The organism is Sphingomonas colocasiae (assembly GCF_019880585.1).
Classification (GTDB): domain Bacteria; phylum Pseudomonadota; class Alphaproteobacteria; order Sphingomonadales; family Sphingomonadaceae; genus Sphingobium_A; species Sphingobium_A colocasiae.
In genome coordinates this window covers 133,305-150,264 of the sequence record NZ_JAINVV010000015.1, presented here as the reverse complement: position 1 = coordinate 150,264, position 16,960 = coordinate 133,305, and the positions used below count along the sequence as shown (strand labels likewise).

Annotated in this window: 6 protein-coding genes; 3 read left to right on the top strand and 3 right to left on the bottom strand. The window is 68.0% G+C overall.

The annotated features are described in order from the left end of the window. The first annotated feature begins 26 nt into the window (after positions 1 to 26). The 3 genes from K7G82_RS28490 (at position 27) to K7G82_RS28480 (ending at position 13,088) form a co-directional block, all read left to right on the top strand. Positions 27 to 10,406, top strand: coding sequence for an Ig-like domain-containing protein (locus K7G82_RS28490; RefSeq protein WP_246623954.1), 10,380 nt, complete (start codon positions 27 to 29; stop codon positions 10,404 to 10,406). Between the two features lie 175 nt (positions 10,407 to 10,581). Beyond that, a complete protein-coding gene (locus K7G82_RS28485) occupies positions 10,582 to 11,646 on the top strand; it encodes a bifunctional nicotinamide-nucleotide adenylyltransferase/Nudix hydroxylase (RefSeq protein WP_222993762.1) in 1,065 nt (354 codons plus the stop codon). Between the two features lie 53 nt (positions 11,647 to 11,699). Continuing rightward, a complete protein-coding gene (locus tag K7G82_RS28480) occupies positions 11,700 to 13,088 on the top strand; it encodes a nicotinate phosphoribosyltransferase (RefSeq protein ID WP_246623953.1) in 1,389 nt (462 codons plus the stop codon). A gap of 66 nt (positions 13,089 to 13,154) precedes the next feature. On the opposite strand, the gene K7G82_RS28475 is transcribed toward K7G82_RS28480, so the two are convergent. The 3 genes from K7G82_RS28475 to K7G82_RS28465 form a co-directional block, all read right to left on the bottom strand. After that, entirely contained in the window at positions 13,155 to 14,270 is a 1,116-nt protein-coding gene (locus K7G82_RS28475) for a tetratricopeptide repeat protein (protein WP_222993760.1), read from the bottom strand. Positions 14,271 to 14,416: 146 nt separating this feature from the next. Then, the gene (locus K7G82_RS28470; RefSeq protein ID WP_246623952.1) at positions 14,417 to 16,156 is read right to left on the bottom strand and encodes a vWA domain-containing protein; all 1,740 of its coding nucleotides are present in this window, start codon (positions 16,154 to 16,156) and stop codon (positions 14,417 to 14,419) included. 104 nt (positions 16,157 to 16,260) lie between these two features. After that, a complete protein-coding gene (locus tag K7G82_RS28465) occupies positions 16,261 to 16,806 on the bottom strand; it encodes an RNA polymerase sigma factor (protein WP_222993755.1) in 546 nt (181 codons plus the stop codon). Positions 16,807 to 16,960 lie beyond the last annotated feature (154 nt).

Here is a 16,960-nt window from a genome sequence, read left to right as displayed (position 1 = left end):
TCGAGCCTGTCGGCGAACGTGGCGGCATGGGAGTCGCGCCTTTGCTCGGCCTTGGCGCGCTTGTGCTCGGCGGCGCGGCGGCTGCCGCGGGCGGCGGCGGTGGTGGTGGCGGCGGCAATAATCCCCCGACCGAGCCGGTCGACCGGACGCCGCCCGCCGCGCCGACCATCTCGCCGACCAATGGGAAGCTGATCAAGGGTACGGCGGAGGCCAATGCCAAGATCAACCTGGATCTCGACGGCAATGGCAGCACCGATGCGACGGTGCAGGTCGACGCGTCGGGCAACTGGACCTATACGCCGGCGACGCCCATCGCCAACGGCACCAAGGTGACCGCGACGGCGACCGATGCGGCGGGCAATACCTCCGGCCCGACCAGCGTGACCGTCGACGCGGCGGCGCCGCCCGTGCCCGCGATCGGATCCGTCACCGACGATGTCGCACCGGTCACCGGCGCGGTCGCCAATGGGGGCGCGACCAACGACACGCGTCCCACCTTGTCCGGCACCGGCTCAGAGGCGGGCGCGACGATCACGATCTATGACAATGGCACCCAGATCGGCACGACCACCGCCGATGCCAACGGGGCCTGGAGCTTCACGCCGGCGACAGCGCTGGGGCAGGGCGCTCACAGCTTCACGGCGACCGCGACCGATGCGCTCGGCAATGTCAGTGCGCCTTCGCCCGCTTATGCGGTGACCGTCGATACCGCGACGCCGGCGGTGCCCGCCATCGGCGCGGTGACCGACGATGTCGGCGCGGTGATGGGTGCCGTCGCCAATGGCGGCAGCACCGACGACACGCGCCCCACGATATCCGGCAGTGGAGTGGAAGCGGGAGCAACCATTTCCGTGTTCGATAACGGCACGCTGCTCGGCACGGCCACGGCCGGCGCCAATGGCGACTGGAGCTTCACGCCGGCAACCGCGCTGGGCCAGGGCGGACACAGCTTCACCGCCACCGCCACCGACGGTGCCGGCAATGCCAGCGCGCCATCGGCGGCCCATGCCGTCACCATCGATACGGCCGCGCCCACGGCGCCGACGATCGGCGCGGTGACCGACGATGTGGCGCCGGTCACCGGCCCGGTCGCCAATGGCGGATCCACCAACGATACGCGGCCGGCGATCTCGGGCACGGGCGCCGAGGCGAACGCGACAATCTCGGTCTATGACAATGGCACGTTGCTCGGCACCACCAGCGCCGACGCCAATGGCGCCTGGAGCTTCACGCCGGCGACGGCGCTGGGCCAGGGCGCCCACAGCTTCACGGTGACCGCCACCGACGGCGCGGGCAATGCCAGCGCGCCATCGGCCGCCCATATGGTCACGATCGATACCGCGCCGCCCACGACACCGGTGATCAATCCCACCGATGGCGGGGCGGTGACCGGCACCGCCGAACCCGGCGCGACCATCAATCTGGACACCGACGGCAATGGCACACCCGATGTGACCGTGCCCGTCGACGAGTCCGGCAACTGGAGCTACACGCCCCCCACGCCGATCCCGGACGGCACGACGATCACCGCGACCGCGACGGATCCGGCAGGCAACAGTTCCGGCCCCGCGACCGTGACGGTCGATGACGATGCGGCGCCCGCCGCGCCGGTGATCGCCGCGGTCACCGACGATATCGGTGCGGTGACGGGCGTGGTCGCCAATGGCGGCGCCACCGACGACAGCCGGCCCGCGATTTCGGGCACCGGTGCGCAGGGCGGTGCGACCGTTTCGGTTTATGACAATGGCACCTTGCTGGGCACGACGACCGCCGATGGCGCGGGCGCCTGGAGCTTCACGCCGGCGACGGCGCTGGGCCAGGGCGGGCACAGCTTCACCGCGACCGCCACCGTGGACGGCGATGTCAGCGCGCCTTCATCGGCCTATGCGGTCACCGTCGATACCGCGGCGCCGGGGCTGCTGACGATCGGCGCCGTGACCGACGATGTCGGCGCGGTGACCGGCGTCGTGGCCAATGGCGGCGTGACCGACGATACCCGCCCGGCGATCTCGGGCAGCGGTGCTGAGGCGAATGCGACCATTTCGGTCTATGACAATGGCGCCTTGCTGGGCACGGCGACTGCCGATGCGGCCGGTGCGTGGAGCTTCACGCCGGCAACCGCGCTGGGCCAGGGCGCGCACAGTTTCACCGCGATCGCGACCGACGCGGCGGGCAACAGCAGCGCGCCATCGGCGGCCTATGCGGTCACCATCGACACGGCCGCGCCCGGCGTTCCGGTGATCGGATCGGTGACCGACGATGTCGGCGCGGTGACGGGCGTCGTCGCCAATGGCGGCACCACCGACGATAACCGTCCGGCGATCGCGGGCACGGGCGCGGAGGCCAATGCCACCATCTCGGTCTATGACAACGGCACGCTGCTGGGCACGACGACGGCGAACGGAGCGGGGGCCTGGAGCTTCACGCCCGCGTCCGCGCTGGGCCAGGGCGTCCACAGCTTCACCGTCACCGCCACCGATGCGGCCGGCAATGTCAGCGGACCGTCCGCCGCCTATGCGGTGACCGTCGATACTGCCGCGCCGGGCGTTCTGACGATCGCATCGGTGACCGACGATGTCGGCGCGGTGACAGGCGTCGTCGCCAATGGCGGCGTGACCGACGACACCCGCCCGGCGATCGCCGGCACGGGTGCGGAGGCCGGCTCCACCATCTCCGTCTACGACAATGGCACATTGCTGGGGACGACGACCGCCGATGGTTCGGGCGGGTGGAGCTTCACGCCGACGACGGCGCTGGGCCAGGGCGCCCATAGCTTCACGGCGACGGAAACCGACACGTCCGGGAATATCAGCGCGCCGTCCGCCGCCTATGCGGTGACGATCGACACGGCCGCACCGGGCGCTCCGGTGATCGGATCGGTGACCGACGATGTCGGTGCGATCACCGGCGTCGTCGCCAATGGCGGCGTGACCGACGATACGCGTCCGGCGATCGCCGGCAGCGGCGTGGAAGCCAATGCGACCATCTCGGTCTACGACAATGGCGTGCTCATCGGCACGACCACGGCCAATGGTTCGGGCGCGTGGAGCTTCACGCCGGCGACGGCGCTTGGACAGGGCGCACACAGCTTCACCGTCACCGCCACCGACAGCGCCGGCAATGCCAGCGCACCATCGGCCGCCTATGCCGTCACCATCGACACGGCGGCGCCCGGCGTTCTGACGATCGGATCGGTGACCGACGATGTCGGCGCGATCACGGGCGTGGTCGCCAATGGCGGCACCACCGACGACACGCGTCCGGCGATCGCCGGGGCGGGTGCGGAGGCAAACGCGACGATCTCCATCTACGACAACGGCACATTGCTGGGCACGACCACGGCCAATGGTTCGGGCGCGTGGAGCTTCACGCCGGCGACGGCGCTGGGCCAGGGCGCCCATAGCTTCACGGCGACCGCGACCGATGCGGCCGGCAATGTGAGCGCCCCCTCTGCCGCCTATGCGGTCACCGTCGATACGGCGGTGCCCGGTGCGCTGGTGATCGGATCGGTGACCGACGATGTCGGCCCCGTTACCGGCATCGTCGCCAATGGCGGCGCCACCGACGACACCCGCCCGACGATCGCCGGCACGGGTGCGGAAGCAGGCTCGACCATCTCCGTCTATGACAATGGCGTATTGCTGGGAACGGCGACCGCCAACGGTTCGGGCGCGTGGAGCTTCACCCCGGCGACGGCGCTGGGCCAGGGCGGTCACAGCTTCACCGTGACCGAAACCGACACGATCGGCAATATCAGCCCTCCCTCCGCCGCCTATGCGATCACGATCGATACGACAGCGCCCGCGCTTCTGACGATCGGCGCCGTTACCGACGATGTCGGTGCGGTGACGGGCGTGGTCGCCAATGGCGGCACGACCGACGACACGCTCCCGGCGATCTCGGGCACGGGCGCGGAGGCCAATGCGACCATCTCGGTCTATGACAATGGCACGCTGCTGGGCACGACGACGGCGAACGGTTCGGGCGTATGGAGCTTCACGCCCGCTTCAGCTCTCGGCCAGGGCGGTCACAGCTTCACCGTGACCGCGACGGACGCCGCGGGCAATGTCAGCGGGCCCTCCGCCGCCTATGCGGTGACCATCGATATCGCCGCGCCGACCGTGCCGGTGATCGGCGCGGTGACCGACGATGTCGGCGCGGTGACCGGCATCGTCGCCAATGGCGGGGCGACAGACGACACGCGTCCGGCGATTTCCGGTACGGGCGCCGAGACGAATGCGACGATCTCCGTCTACGACAATGGCACGCTGCTGGGCACCACCAGCGCCGACGGTTCGGGAAGCTGGTCGTTCACGCCGGCATCCGCGCTGGGCCAGGGTGGGCACAGCTTCACGGTGACCGCGACCGATCCGGCCGGCAATGTCAGCGGACCGTCCGCCGCCTATCTGGTCACGATCGATACGGCGGCGCCGGGCGTTCCGGCGATCGGTGCGGTGACCGACGATGTCGGCGCCATCACGGGTACCGTCGCCAATGGCGGCACCACCGATGATGCGCGGCCGACGGTCACCGGCACCGGCGCGGAAGCCAATGCGACGATCTCGGTCTATGACAATGGCACGCTGATCGGCACGACGACCGCGAACGGCGCGGGGGCATGGAGCTTCACCCCGGCGACGGCGCTGGGCCAGGGGGCTCACAGCTTCACCGCGACCGCGACCGATGCGGCCGGCAATGTGAGTGGCCCGTCCGCCGCCTATGCGGTGACCATCGACACGACTGCGCCCGGCGTTCCGGTGATCGGCTCGATCACCGATGATGTGGGCACGGTAACCGGCACCGTGGCCAATGGCGGGTTCACCGACGATACGCGTCCGGCGATCGCGGGCACCGGTGTCGAGGCCAATGCCACCGTCTCCATCTATGACAATGGCACGTTGATCGGCACGACGACCGCGAACGGCGCGGGCGGCTGGAGCTTCACGCCGGCGACGGCGCTGGGCCAGGGCGTCCACAGCTTCACTGTCACCGCGACCGACGCCGTGGGCAATGTGAGTGCGCCTTCCGCTGCCTATGCGGTGACGGTCGACACGGTGGCTCCGGCCGCGCCCGTGATCAATCCCACCAATGGCGGCGCCGTCACCGGCACCGCCGAACCCGGAACCACGCTGAATCTGGATGTCGACGGCAATGGCAGCTTCGACGTGACCGTGCCGGTCGATGCGTCGGGCAACTGGACCTATACGCCGCCCGCGACGATCCCGGACGGCACGACGGTGACCGCGACCGCGACCGACGCGGCGGGCAACACCTCGGGTCCGGCGAGCACGATCGTCGATGACGGAGCACCGCCGGCAGCGCCGGTGATCACATCGGTCACCGATGATGTCGCGCCGGTCGTCGGAGCGATCGCCAATGGCGGTTCGACCAACGATACGATCCCGGTGATCGTCGGGGCGGGCGCGGTCGCCGGTGCCACGATATCGGTCTATGACAACGGGGTGCTGCTCGGCACGACCACGGCCAATGCGGGTGGGGCATGGAGCTTCACGCCATCGTCCGCGCTGGGCCAGGGCGGACACAGCTTCACGGCGACAGCCACGGTCGGCGGTGCCGCCAGCGCGCCATCGGCGGCCTATGCGGTCACCATCGACACGGCCGCGCCCGGCGTTCCGGTGATCGGATCGGTGACCGACGATGTCGGCGCGGTGACGGGCGTGGTCGCCAATGGCGGCACCACCGACGATAACCGTCCGGCGATCGCGGGCACGGGCGCGGAGGCCAATGCCACCATCTCGATCTACGACAACGGCACGCTGCTGGGCACGACGACGGCGAACGGAGCGGGGGCATGGAGCTTCACGCCCGCGTCCGCGCTGGGCCAGGGCGTCCACAGCTTCACCGTCACCGCCACCGATGCGGCCGGCAATGTCAGCGGACCGTCCGCCGCCTATGCGGTGACCGTCGATACTGCCGCGCCGGGCGTTCCGGCGATCGGATCGGTGACCGACGATGTCGGCGCGGTGACCGGCGTCGTCGCCAATGGCGGCGTGACCGACGACACGCGCCCGGCAATCGCCGGCAGCGGCGCTGAGGCCAATGCGACCATCTCCATCTATGACAATGGGGTATTGCTCGGCACGACCACGGCCAATGGCGCGGGCGTGTGGAGCTTCACGCCGGCGACGGCGCTGGGCCAGGGCGGTCACAGCTTCACCGTCACCGCGACCGATGGCGCGGGCAATGTCAGCGGACCGTCCGCCGCCTATGCGGTGACGATCGACACGGCCGCGCCGGGCGTTCCGGTGATCGGATCGGTGACCGACGATGTCGGCGCGATCACCGGCGTCGTCGCCAATGGCGGCGTGACCGACGATACGCGTCCGGCGATCGCCGGCAGCGGCGTGGAAGCCAATGCGACCATCTCGGTCTATGACAATGGCGTGCTGATCGGCACGACCACGGCCAATGGTTCGGGCGCGTGGAGTTTCACGCCGGCGACGGCGCTTGGACAGGGCGCGCACAGCTTCACCGTCACCGCCACCGACAGCGCCGGCAATGCCAGCGCACCATCGGCCGCCTATGCCGTCACCATCGACACGGCGGCGCCCGCGCTGCCGATCATCGATTCCGTCGTCGACGATATCGGCACCGTCACCGGCATCGTCGCGAAGGGAGGCGTCACCGACGATACCAGGCCCGCGATCACGGGCATGGGGGTTGAACCGGGCGCCATCATCTCGGTCTATGACAACGGCACCTTGCTCGGCACGACGACGGCGAACGGCGCTGGCGCATGGAGCTTCACGCCGGCAACGGCGCTGGGCCAGGGTGCACACAGCTTCACCGTGACCGCCACCGATGGTGCCGGCAATGTGAGTGGCGTTTCCGCGCCCTATGCGCTCACCATCGACACGGCGGCACCAACGGCCCTGACGATCGCGTCCGTCACCGACGATGTCGGCGCGATCACCGGTGTCGTCGCCAATGGCGGCACGACCGACGATACGCGTCCGGCGATCGCGGGCACGGGTGCGGAGGCCAATGCCACCATCTCGATCTACGACAACGGCACGCTGCTGGGCACGACCACCGCGAATGGCGCCGGCGCCTGGAGCTTCACGCCGGTTACGGCGCTGGGCCAGGGCGGACACAGCTTCACCGTGACCGCGACGGATGCGGCGGGCAATGTGAGCGCCCCCTCCGCCGCCTATGCAGTGACGATCGACACCGCTGTTCCGACCGTGCCGGCGATCGGATCGGTGACCGACGATGTCGGTGCGATCACGGGCGTTGTCGCCAATGGTGGCACGACCGACGATACGTTGCCGGCGATCGCGGGTACCGGTGCAGAACCCAATGCGACCATCTCGGTCTATGACAATGGCACGCTGCTGGGCACCGCCACGGCCAATGGATCGGGGGCGTGGAGCTTCACGCCGGCCTCCGCTCTCGGCCAGGGCGGACACAGCTTCACGGTGACCGCCACGGACGCCGCGGGCAATGTCAGCGCGCCCTCCGCAGCTTATGCCATCACCATCGACACGGCCGCGCCGGGCGTGCCGGTGATCGCATCGGTGACCGATGATGTCGGACTGATAACCGGGGTGGTCGCCAATGGCGGCGTGACAGACGATACGCTGCCGGTGATCGCGGGCACGGGCGCCGAAGCCAATGCGACGATCTCGGTCTACGACAATGGCACGTTGCTGGGCACCACCACGGCCAATGGATCGGGAGCGTGGAGCTTCACGCCCGCTTCCGCGCTCGGCCAGGGCGGTCACAGCTTCACGGTGACCGCCACCGACAGCGCCGGCAATGCCAGCGCGCCGTCGGCCGCCTATGCGATCACGATCGACACGGCCGCGCCCACGGTGCTGACGATCGCGACCGTGACCGACGATATCGGCGCGATCACCGGCGTCGTCGCCGATGGCGGGGTCACCGACGATACGCGCCCGGCGATCGCCGGTACGGGCGCCGAGGCGAATGCGACGATCTCGATCTACGACAATGGCGTGCTGCTGGGCACCACGACCGCGAATGGCGCGGGGGGCTGGAGTTTCACCCCGGCTTCCGCACTGGGCCAGGGTGGGCACAGCTTCACCGCGACCGCGACCGACGCGGCGGGCAATGTCAGCGCGCCATCGGCCGCCTATGCGATCACGATCGATACGGCCGCGCCCGCATTCCCGACGATCGGCTCGGTCACCGACGATGTCGGCTCGGTCACCGGGCTGGTGGCCAATGGCGGGGTGACCGACGATACCCGGCCTTTGATCGCCGGCACGGGTGCGGAGGCCAATGCGACCATCACCGTTTATGACAATGGGGTGGCGCTGGGCACCACGACCGCGAACGGCGCCGGTGCCTGGAGCTTCACGCCGGCCACCGCGCTGGCGACCGGCGGGCACAGCTTCCGCGTCACCGCGACCGACGCTGCGGGCAATGTCAGTCCGCAATCGACGGCCTATACGATCACCATCGATACGGCTGCGCCGGGTGTTCCAAGCATCGGTTCGGTGACCGACGATGTCGGGCTGATCACCGGCACGATCGCCAATGGCGGCCTGACCGACGACACGCGTCCGGCGATCGCCGGTACGGGCGCCGAGGCGAATGCGACGATCTCGGTCTATGACAATGGCACGTTGCTCGGTACGACCACGGCGAACGGATCGGGGGCGTGGAGCTTCACGCCGGCCACGGCGCTCGGCAACGGTGCGCACAGCTTCACCGTCACCGCGACGGATGCGGCCGGCAATGTCAGCGGGCCTTCGGCGGCTTATGCGATCACCATCGATGCGACCGCGCCGGCCGCACCGGTGATCACGTCGGTCACCGATGATATCGGCGCCGTCACCGGCCTTGTCGCCAATGGCGGGTTCACCGACGATACCCGCCCGGCGATCGCGGGCACCGGCGCGGAAGCCAATTCGGTCGTTTCCGTCTACGACAACGGCACGCTGCTCGGCACCACCACGGCGAACGGCGCCGGCGGCTGGAGCTTCACGCCGGCAACGGCGCTGGGCCAGGGCGCCCACAGCTTCACCGCGACGTCGCGGGATGCCGCGGGCAATGTGAGTGCGCCGTCCGCCGGCTATGCGGTGACGATCGACACCGCCGCGCCGACGCAGACGATCGCGATCACCGCGCTGGCGGACGATACCGGCACGATCGGCGACTGGAGCACGGAGGATCGGTCTCCCACGATCTTCGGCACGCTCAGCCAGCCGCTGGCCGCGAGCGAACGCGTCGAAATCAGGATCGACGGCGGCGCCTGGGTGGAGGCGACGGACAATGGCACCACCTGGTTCTATGGCTATGGCACGCTGTCCGTGGGCAATCACACCATCGATGCCCGCGTGGTCGATGCGGCGGGCAATGTCGGCACCAGCGACAACCAGCCGATCGTCATCACCAACACCAACCAGGCGCCGATCGTCCAGGCGAACGAAACCGCGCTGCTTGGGCTGATCAGCGCCGAAACCCTGGGGCTGATCGACATCAACCAGCAATCACTGGTGGCGTTCGATCCCGACAACAACATCAAATCAGTCCAGATCCGTTACAATCCGCTGATCAATCTCAATCTGGAAGCCTATGAACTGACGGCATCCGAATTGCTGGCGACGGAGCTTGGATTGAAGTTCACCGTCAAGAACGAGGATGGCATCCTGGGCATTATCGGCCCACTCTCGCAGCTCACCATCACGGCCATCGACGGTGGTACGATCGACAATCGCGCGATCAACGAACTGCTGGCGACGGTGCATTTCGAACAGGATCTGACGCTGCTCGGATTGCAGGTGCTGAACGAGACGAAGATCACCGCCAGCGACGGCACGAAAAGCGACAGCGATTTCTCCGGAACGCTGCTCGACCTGAGCCTGCTCAACGCCAACGGCAATTCGAACATCCAGCTTGGAACGACGGGCGGCGAGACGCTGACCGGTGGCGACGCCAACGAACGCCTCTACGGCTTCGCCGGCGACGATACGCTGCTGGGCGGCAAGGGCAACGACCTGCTGCGCGGCGGGGATGGCGTGGACAGCCTGAACGGCGGCGAGGGCAATGACGTGCTCGTCTACGACGCGCTCGACGTGAAGATCGACGGCGGCACCGGCTTCGACACGTTGCTGATCGACAAGGGCACCGGCACCGTGCTGACGCTCAACGGCGGGGCGACCAACATCGCCAATATCGAGCGCATCGATCTGGGCGTCGGCGATCCCGGACGCGGCATCACACTGACCGAGGCGGGGGTGATCCAGGTCACCGACAGCGATCGGGACCTCTATGTGACCGGCGACATGGGCGATACGGTGACGATGACCGGCGCTATCTACGAAGGCCAGATCCTCGTGAACAACCATGCCTATAATCAATATGGGCTGGGGACGACGACGATCTTCGTCGAAGCTTCGGTGGCCGTGATCGCCTGATCGGGGGCGCGACCGGCCATCCCCCGACCGAAGGCCCGCCTCCACCCTGGGCGGGCCTTCGGCTAGTGGGGAAGCCGGCAGCGGCGGAATTGACGATTGCCGGCCGGCATCGTCTGTGCGATAAGATCGGCGTGGCGAGGAGTTCGCCACGGACATGATTTCGAGGGAGCCTCGAATGCACGGACAGGACTTCGGCGTCTTCATCGGACGCTTTCAGCCTTTGCACATCGGCCACGAGCATGTGGTCCGCGAAGCGCTTTCCAGGACAGATCATCTCATCGTCCTGATCGGATCGGCCAATGTGGCGCGCGATCCGCGCAATCCCTTCACCTATGAGGAACGGCTGGCGATGTTCCGCAAGGCCTTCGCCTATGAGATGGCGAACGGCCGGCTGATCGTCGCCCCGCTCGACGACCATCTCTATTCCGATACGGCGTGGTGTGGAGAGGTGCAGCAGCGCGTGAAACGGATCGTGCTGGAGGCGGGCAATCGCGGTGGCTTCGCCGTCAATGGCCTGGCCGATTTCAACATCAGCCTGACCGGTTACGGCAAGGATGCCTCCAGCTATTATCTCAAGATGTTCCCCGAATGGGCGAACATCCAGATCGACAGCCAATATGGCACCTTCAGTTCCACCGATATCCGCAAGCAATATTTCCAGCGGATCCCGGCGGTTCCCGCGTCGATCCTGTCCCCCGGCATCGCCGAATGGCTGGAGCAGTTCAAGCTGGGCGAGACGTTCCGTACCCTGCTCGCCGAGCGCGAATATCTCGACGATTATCCGAAACAATGGGGCAGGGGCCCGTTCGTCACCGCCGATGCCGTCGTCGTCCAGTCCGGCCATATCCTGCTGGTCGAGCGCGGCCGGCTGCCGGGCAAGGGGCTGCTGGCGCTGCCGGGCGGCTTCGTCGACCCCGCCGAGCGCGTGCGCGATGCCGCAATCCGCGAGCTGCGTGAGGAAACCGGCATCTCCGACGGCAAGGGGCAGATCCCGCCGGCGATGCTCGCATCCTTCATCGATGACGGCCGCACGCGGATATTCGATGCGCCGACGCGTTCGCTGCGTGGGCGGATCATCACCCATGCCTATCTCTTCCGCCTGCCCGAACGGCGCAAGCTGTTCGCGGTGAAGGGCGGCGACGATGCCGCGCACGCGCGCTGGTACCGGATCGGCGATCTTTCCGCCGAGCAGTTTTTCGAGGATCACTGGTCGATCATCAACCTGATGGCCGACCTTTGAAATCCATGCGCCGGGGAGGCCGGCGCATGGCAGACATGTGAGGAGTTCACATCATGACCAATCTGATCCTGGCGACCGACAGCTACAAGCAGAGCCACTTCCTGCAATATCCGCCCGAGGCGCGGACGATCTCCGCCTATGTCGAGGCGCGGCCCAATCCGTTCAGCGAGGACCTGATCTTCTTCGGGCTCCAGGCCTTTCTGATCGATCATCTCTCCACGCCGATCAGCGCGGCGGATATCGACGAGGCCGATGCCGTCTGCGCGGCGCATGGCGTGCCGTTCAACCGGCCCGGCTGGGAAGCGGTGCTGGCCGATCATGGCGGGCTGCTGCCGCTGGAGATCAGCGCGCTGCCCGAAGGGACGATCGTGCCGACCGGCGTGCCGCTGATCCAGGTCGAGAATATCGATCCGCGCATGCCCTGGCTGACGACCTTCATCGAAACCGCGCTGCTGCGCGCGATCTGGTATCCGACGACGGTCGCCACCTTGAGCGGCAAGGCCAAGCGCATCATCCATGCCGGGCTGGTCGGGAGCTCCGACGATCCGATGGGGCAATTGCCCTTCAAGCTGCACGATTTCGGCGCGCGCGGCGTTTCCTCCGGCGAAAGCGCGGCGCTGGGCGGTCTGGCGCACCTCGTCAATTTCCAGGGCACCGACACGATGGAGGCGCTGATCGCCGCGCGCCGCTTCTACGGCGAAGAGATGGCGGGTTTCTCCATTCCCGCCGCCGAACACAGCACGATGACGAGCTGGGGCGAGGATCGCGAGGAAGCGGCCTATGCCAATATGCTCGACCGGTTCAAAAGCGAGGGGCGGACCGTCGCGGTCGTTTCCGACAGCTATGACCTGGACAATGCGATCGAGAATATCTGGGGCGGCAGCCTGCGCGATCGTGTGCTGGCGGAGGGCGGCACCCTGGTGATCCGGCCCGACAGCGGCGATCCGGTGGGCACGCCCGTCCGCGCGCTCCAGACCTTGTGGGAGAAATTCGGCGGCAGCGTGAACGGCAAGGGCTATCGCCTGCTCGATCCGCATGTGCGGCTGATCCAGGGTGACGGGATGAACCTGCGGAGCATCGCGGAACTGATCGATCGCACGATCGAAGCCGGTTTCGCGATCGACAATCTCGCCTTCGGCATGGGGGGCGGGCTGCTCCAGCAGCTCAACCGCGACACGCTGCGCTTCGCGATGAAGGCCAATGCGATGCGCGACGATGCCGGGACCTGGCACGACGTCCACAAGGCGCCGCGCAACGATCCAGGCAAGGAGTCCAAGGCCGGTCGCCAGGCAGTGGTGATCGAGGACGGCCGGCTGGTCGGGCGGCGGATCGAGGATGCGGGCGCGAGCCTGCTCGAACCGGTGTGGCGCGGCGGCGAATTGTTGAAGCGTGTCAGCTTCGCCGAAGTGCGGGCGCGGGCGGAGCGGCAGTTGCTGGGGTGAGCTCTATGCTTCTCCCCTCCCGCTTACGGGAGGGGGATTGCATCGAGGTGCATTCAACGTCAGCGTCTACCGTACCAGATCGGCATAGCGCGGATCGATATCGACGGCATGTTCGGCATCGATCCGCGCGCGTCGCGTGTCGCCGCGCTGGCGGTGGAGCTGGCTGCGGACATAATAGTTGCGCGCGGCGCCGGGATCGTGGCGGATGGCCTGATCGAGATCGGCGATCGCGCGGTCGAGCTCGCCCTGCCGCTGATGGGCGAGGCCGCGATTGAGATAGGCGAAGCCGTTGCGCGGCGCGGCCGCGATCGCCTTGTCGAAGGCCGTGACGGCGGCCTCGTCATCGCCTTCCCAGGCGCTGTTCAGCCCGTCGGCGATATGCGCGCCGGCGCGGCCGGCCTTGCCCTTTGCGTCCGGATCGAAGAAGCGCTTGCAGCCGCTCAGGTTGCGTGCCGGATCGTCGACGGTGCAGGCGTTCCAGTCGCCGCGCCGGTCGGAACGGCGTTGGATGCGCGCGCCCGTCACCACGATCCCCGCGTCTTCGGTATCTGCCCGGGCTTCGGCTGCCAGCCTGGGTGCGGCGGCCTTGTCCTGAAATGCCGATGGCGGCGCAGGCGGGGTTTCGCTGCGCCTGCTTGCCGAGACCGTGATATCCTGCACGGCCATGTCCGCCTGTGCGGGGGGGGCAAGCTCGGAGGGGGGCGGTGGCGGTGGAGCCGGCGCTGGGATGCCCGCTTCGGCCAGGGCGATCGCTGGTTGCGGCAACGGGGCGGTTGCGGGCGCCTGGGGCGGCGCTGGATGTCCCGCATCGGGGGCGGCGGTCGATGACGCGGCGCTTTCGGGCTGGGGCGCGGTTTGAGTCTGGCCGGGGCCGGGGCGGGCGGTCCGGTCGGCCGGGGCGCCCGGTGTGTAGGCGATCTGCCGATTTTCGATCGACATCCAGACGGCCGGCACGCCGACCAGCGCGACGAGTGCTGCGCTGACCATCGCGCCGATCTGGGGCCGGCCAAGCTGCCGCCACCAGGGCAGGGATCGGGGCGCTGCATCGCGGGATGGCGATGCGTCTTTCGCATCGGCACCGTCGAAGCGCCGCAGCGCGGCCTCGATCGCGGCCTCGCGCCGCGCGGGGGCGGGCGGGGGCGGATCGGGCAGTGCCGCGGCGATATCCCCGTCGTTCACCATTCACCCTTTCCGGCCGCGCATGGCGCGACCAAGGCCGGACGGACGGCGGCGGAGGGAAGGAACGGCATCGGCGCGCCTTATACCCGAAACGACGGGCCGGTCGAACGCATCCTCGATGCGAGATGCCGTTCCCTCCCCATGCCGGGTCAGCCCGGCATCGATCGCGCCGCTTTCGCCGCGCGGACGAGCTGGATGAATTCGGCGCGATAGCCGAAAGCGTCCTCCCCGCGCGCGCCGGCGACCAGCCGCAATATATCGTCATAAGTCATCGATCCGCTGTGACGGCCGCCGCGCAGCAGTTCGGCAAAGGCCGCGACCGCCGTCGCGAAGCGGGCATCCATCGGCGCCGCATCGAAGCTCGCGCTTTCCGCGCGGCGGTCGATCGGTGTCGAGATCAGCCGGCTCGTGTCCGATTTGGGCAGTTTGTAGCGGATCTTCACGAAGCCGTATTCGCTGGCGATGTCCGGCTGCACGACGCGTCGTTGCGCCGCGTTCGCCGAATAGCGCAGATCTCCGATCGCGCGCGGGCCGCCCACGGGCACGATCTCGTACAGGGCGGTCACGCTCTGGCCCGATCCGACATCGCCGGCATCCACCTTGTCATTGTCGAAATCGTCGCGGTTGAGCAGCCGCGTTTCATAACCCACCAGCCGATATTCGGCGACCGTCGCCGGATTGAACTCGACCTGGATCTTCACGTCCTTCGCGATCGGGAACAGCGTGGAGGTGGCCTCGTCCACCAGCGCTTTCCGCGCTTCGCCGACGGTGTCGATATAGGCAGCGGCGCCATTGCCGTTCTGCGCCAGCGTCTGCATCAGCGCATCATTGTAATTGCCCATGCCGAAGCCGAGCACGGAAAGGAATATGCCCTTGCTGCGCTCGCGCTCGATATAGCCCTTCAATTCGCCCTGATCGGTGATGCCGACGTTGAAATCGCCATCGGTCGCCAGCATGACGCGGTTGACGCCTCGGGGGTCGAAATTGCGCGCGGCCAGCGCATAGGCCTGGCGGATGCCTTCGGCCCCGGCGGTGCTGCCGCCCGCGCCCAGATTGTCGATCACCGCGCGGATCCGTTCGCGCTGGCGAACCGGCGTCGGTTCCAGCGCGGTGCCCGCGGTTCCGGCATAGGTGACGATGGCGACGCTGTCATTCTCGCCGAGCTGGTCGAGCAGCATGCTCAGCGACTGTTTGACCAGCGGCAGCTTGTTCGCCGCATTCATCGATCCCGACGTGTCGATCAGGAAGACCAGATTGGCGCGCGGACGCGTCGCCTGATGGATCGCATAGCCCTTGATGCCGATCCGCACGAGCTTGCGCCCTTGCGTCCAGGGGCTGGGAAACACCGCGACATTGCTGGCGAAGGGCTGATCGGCGCTGCGCGGCGCGGCATAGTCGTAGGGGAAGTAATTGACCATCTCCTCGGTCCTGACGGCCGCCGGTTGCGGCAGGACATTGCGATTGAGCGAGGCGCGGACAAAGGCGTAGGAGGCGGTGTCGACATCGATGGAGAAGGTCGAGACCGGTTCCTCGCGCGCGACCTTGAAGGGGTTTTCCGAGATGGCGGTGAAGCGGTCACGGCCGATTGGCGGCGGCATCGGGAAGTGCCGGTCCGCATAGGCCTGCATCGGCGCGATGGCCGATCCGGTGACGATCACCTCCGATGGCGCGGGCGGCGGCGGCGGCGGGGCGATGCGCCTTGCATCGTCGTGCCGCGACTTGGGCCTGCTTTCCGTCGACCTGTCCAGCCGCTGCGCCGTGACGACGATCGACTCATTCGCGGCGGCCTGATCGGTCAGTTCGGGCCTTTGATTTCCGCCCGACCCCGCACAGGCGGCAAGGGCCGTGCTGGTCAGGCCGGCGGCGATGATGGCGTGCAAACGGGGCATGACATTCTCCCTCAGGACAGCGGCGACAATCGTCCGCATGTCCCTGGGACGCGGCCCGACGGGAAAAGCTTGGGAGCGGTGCGAAATTTTTCTGCGGGGGGTGTTTACGCCGTGGGCGTGCGATCCTCCGCGATCAGCCGGCGGACCTCATGCATCCGCCATGATATCGTCGCTTCGGCGACGCCCAATATTCCGGCCGCCTCGCCATGGGTCAGTTGCTGGCCGACGACGAGGATCGCGGTATCGCGATAGGCGGGCTTCAGCCGCATGATCGCGCTTTTCAGCCAGATCGCGTCGTAGAGATCGCGTCCGTCGGGTGCGCGCGCCAGCCCGGCGAGCACCGCAAGCCGTGCCGTGAAGCCGCCGAAGCTGCGTTTGCGCCGATGCAGATCGCGGCAGGCATTATAGACGATGCCGCACAGCCAGGTGCTGAACTTGGCCTCGCGGCGAAAGCCGGCGATCTTCTCGACCAGCGCGCAGCAGACATCCTGCGCGACATCGTCGGCATCGGCACGCGAACCGGTCAACTGCCAGGCCAGGCCGTGAATGCGATCATAATGACGGCGAAGGAGCGCCGCGAATGCATCGCGGTCTCCGGCGACGGCGGCGGAAAGCAGATCGGCGTCGGGGTCGCTGCCCGGATCGAACATGCGTCAGTGCCGGCGGCGTGGCGGCATTCGATCAGCCGCGGCCGCGCGGCATCGCATCGTCATCGGTCAGCCCGCCGCCCCAGATCCGTACACATTCCCCTTGTGCACCATTCGGCGCAGGGATGCCATTGCCGGAATCTTCGCCGGGCGGGGC

Bases quoted from the DNA above. Each gene is read 5' to 3' on its own strand.
- K7G82_RS28480 (WP_246623953.1), top strand. From the start codon at position 11,700: ATGACCAATCTGATCCTGGCGACCGACAGCTACAAGCAGAGCCACTTC.
- K7G82_RS28470 (WP_246623952.1), bottom strand. From the start codon at position 16,156: ATGCCCCGTTTGCACGCCATCATCGCCGCCGGCCTGACCAGCACGGCC.
- K7G82_RS28485 (WP_222993762.1), top strand. From the start codon at position 10,582: ATGCACGGACAGGACTTCGGCGTCTTCATCGGACGCTTTCAGCCTTTG.
- K7G82_RS28475 (WP_222993760.1), bottom strand. From the start codon at position 14,270: ATGGTGAACGACGGGGATATCGCCGCGGCACTGCCCGATCCGCCCCCG.
- K7G82_RS28465 (WP_222993755.1), bottom strand. From the start codon at position 16,806: ATGTTCGATCCGGGCAGCGACCCCGACGCCGATCTGCTTTCCGCCGCC.
- K7G82_RS28490 (WP_246623954.1), top strand. From the start codon at position 27: ATGGGAGTCGCGCCTTTGCTCGGCCTTGGCGCGCTTGTGCTCGGCGGC.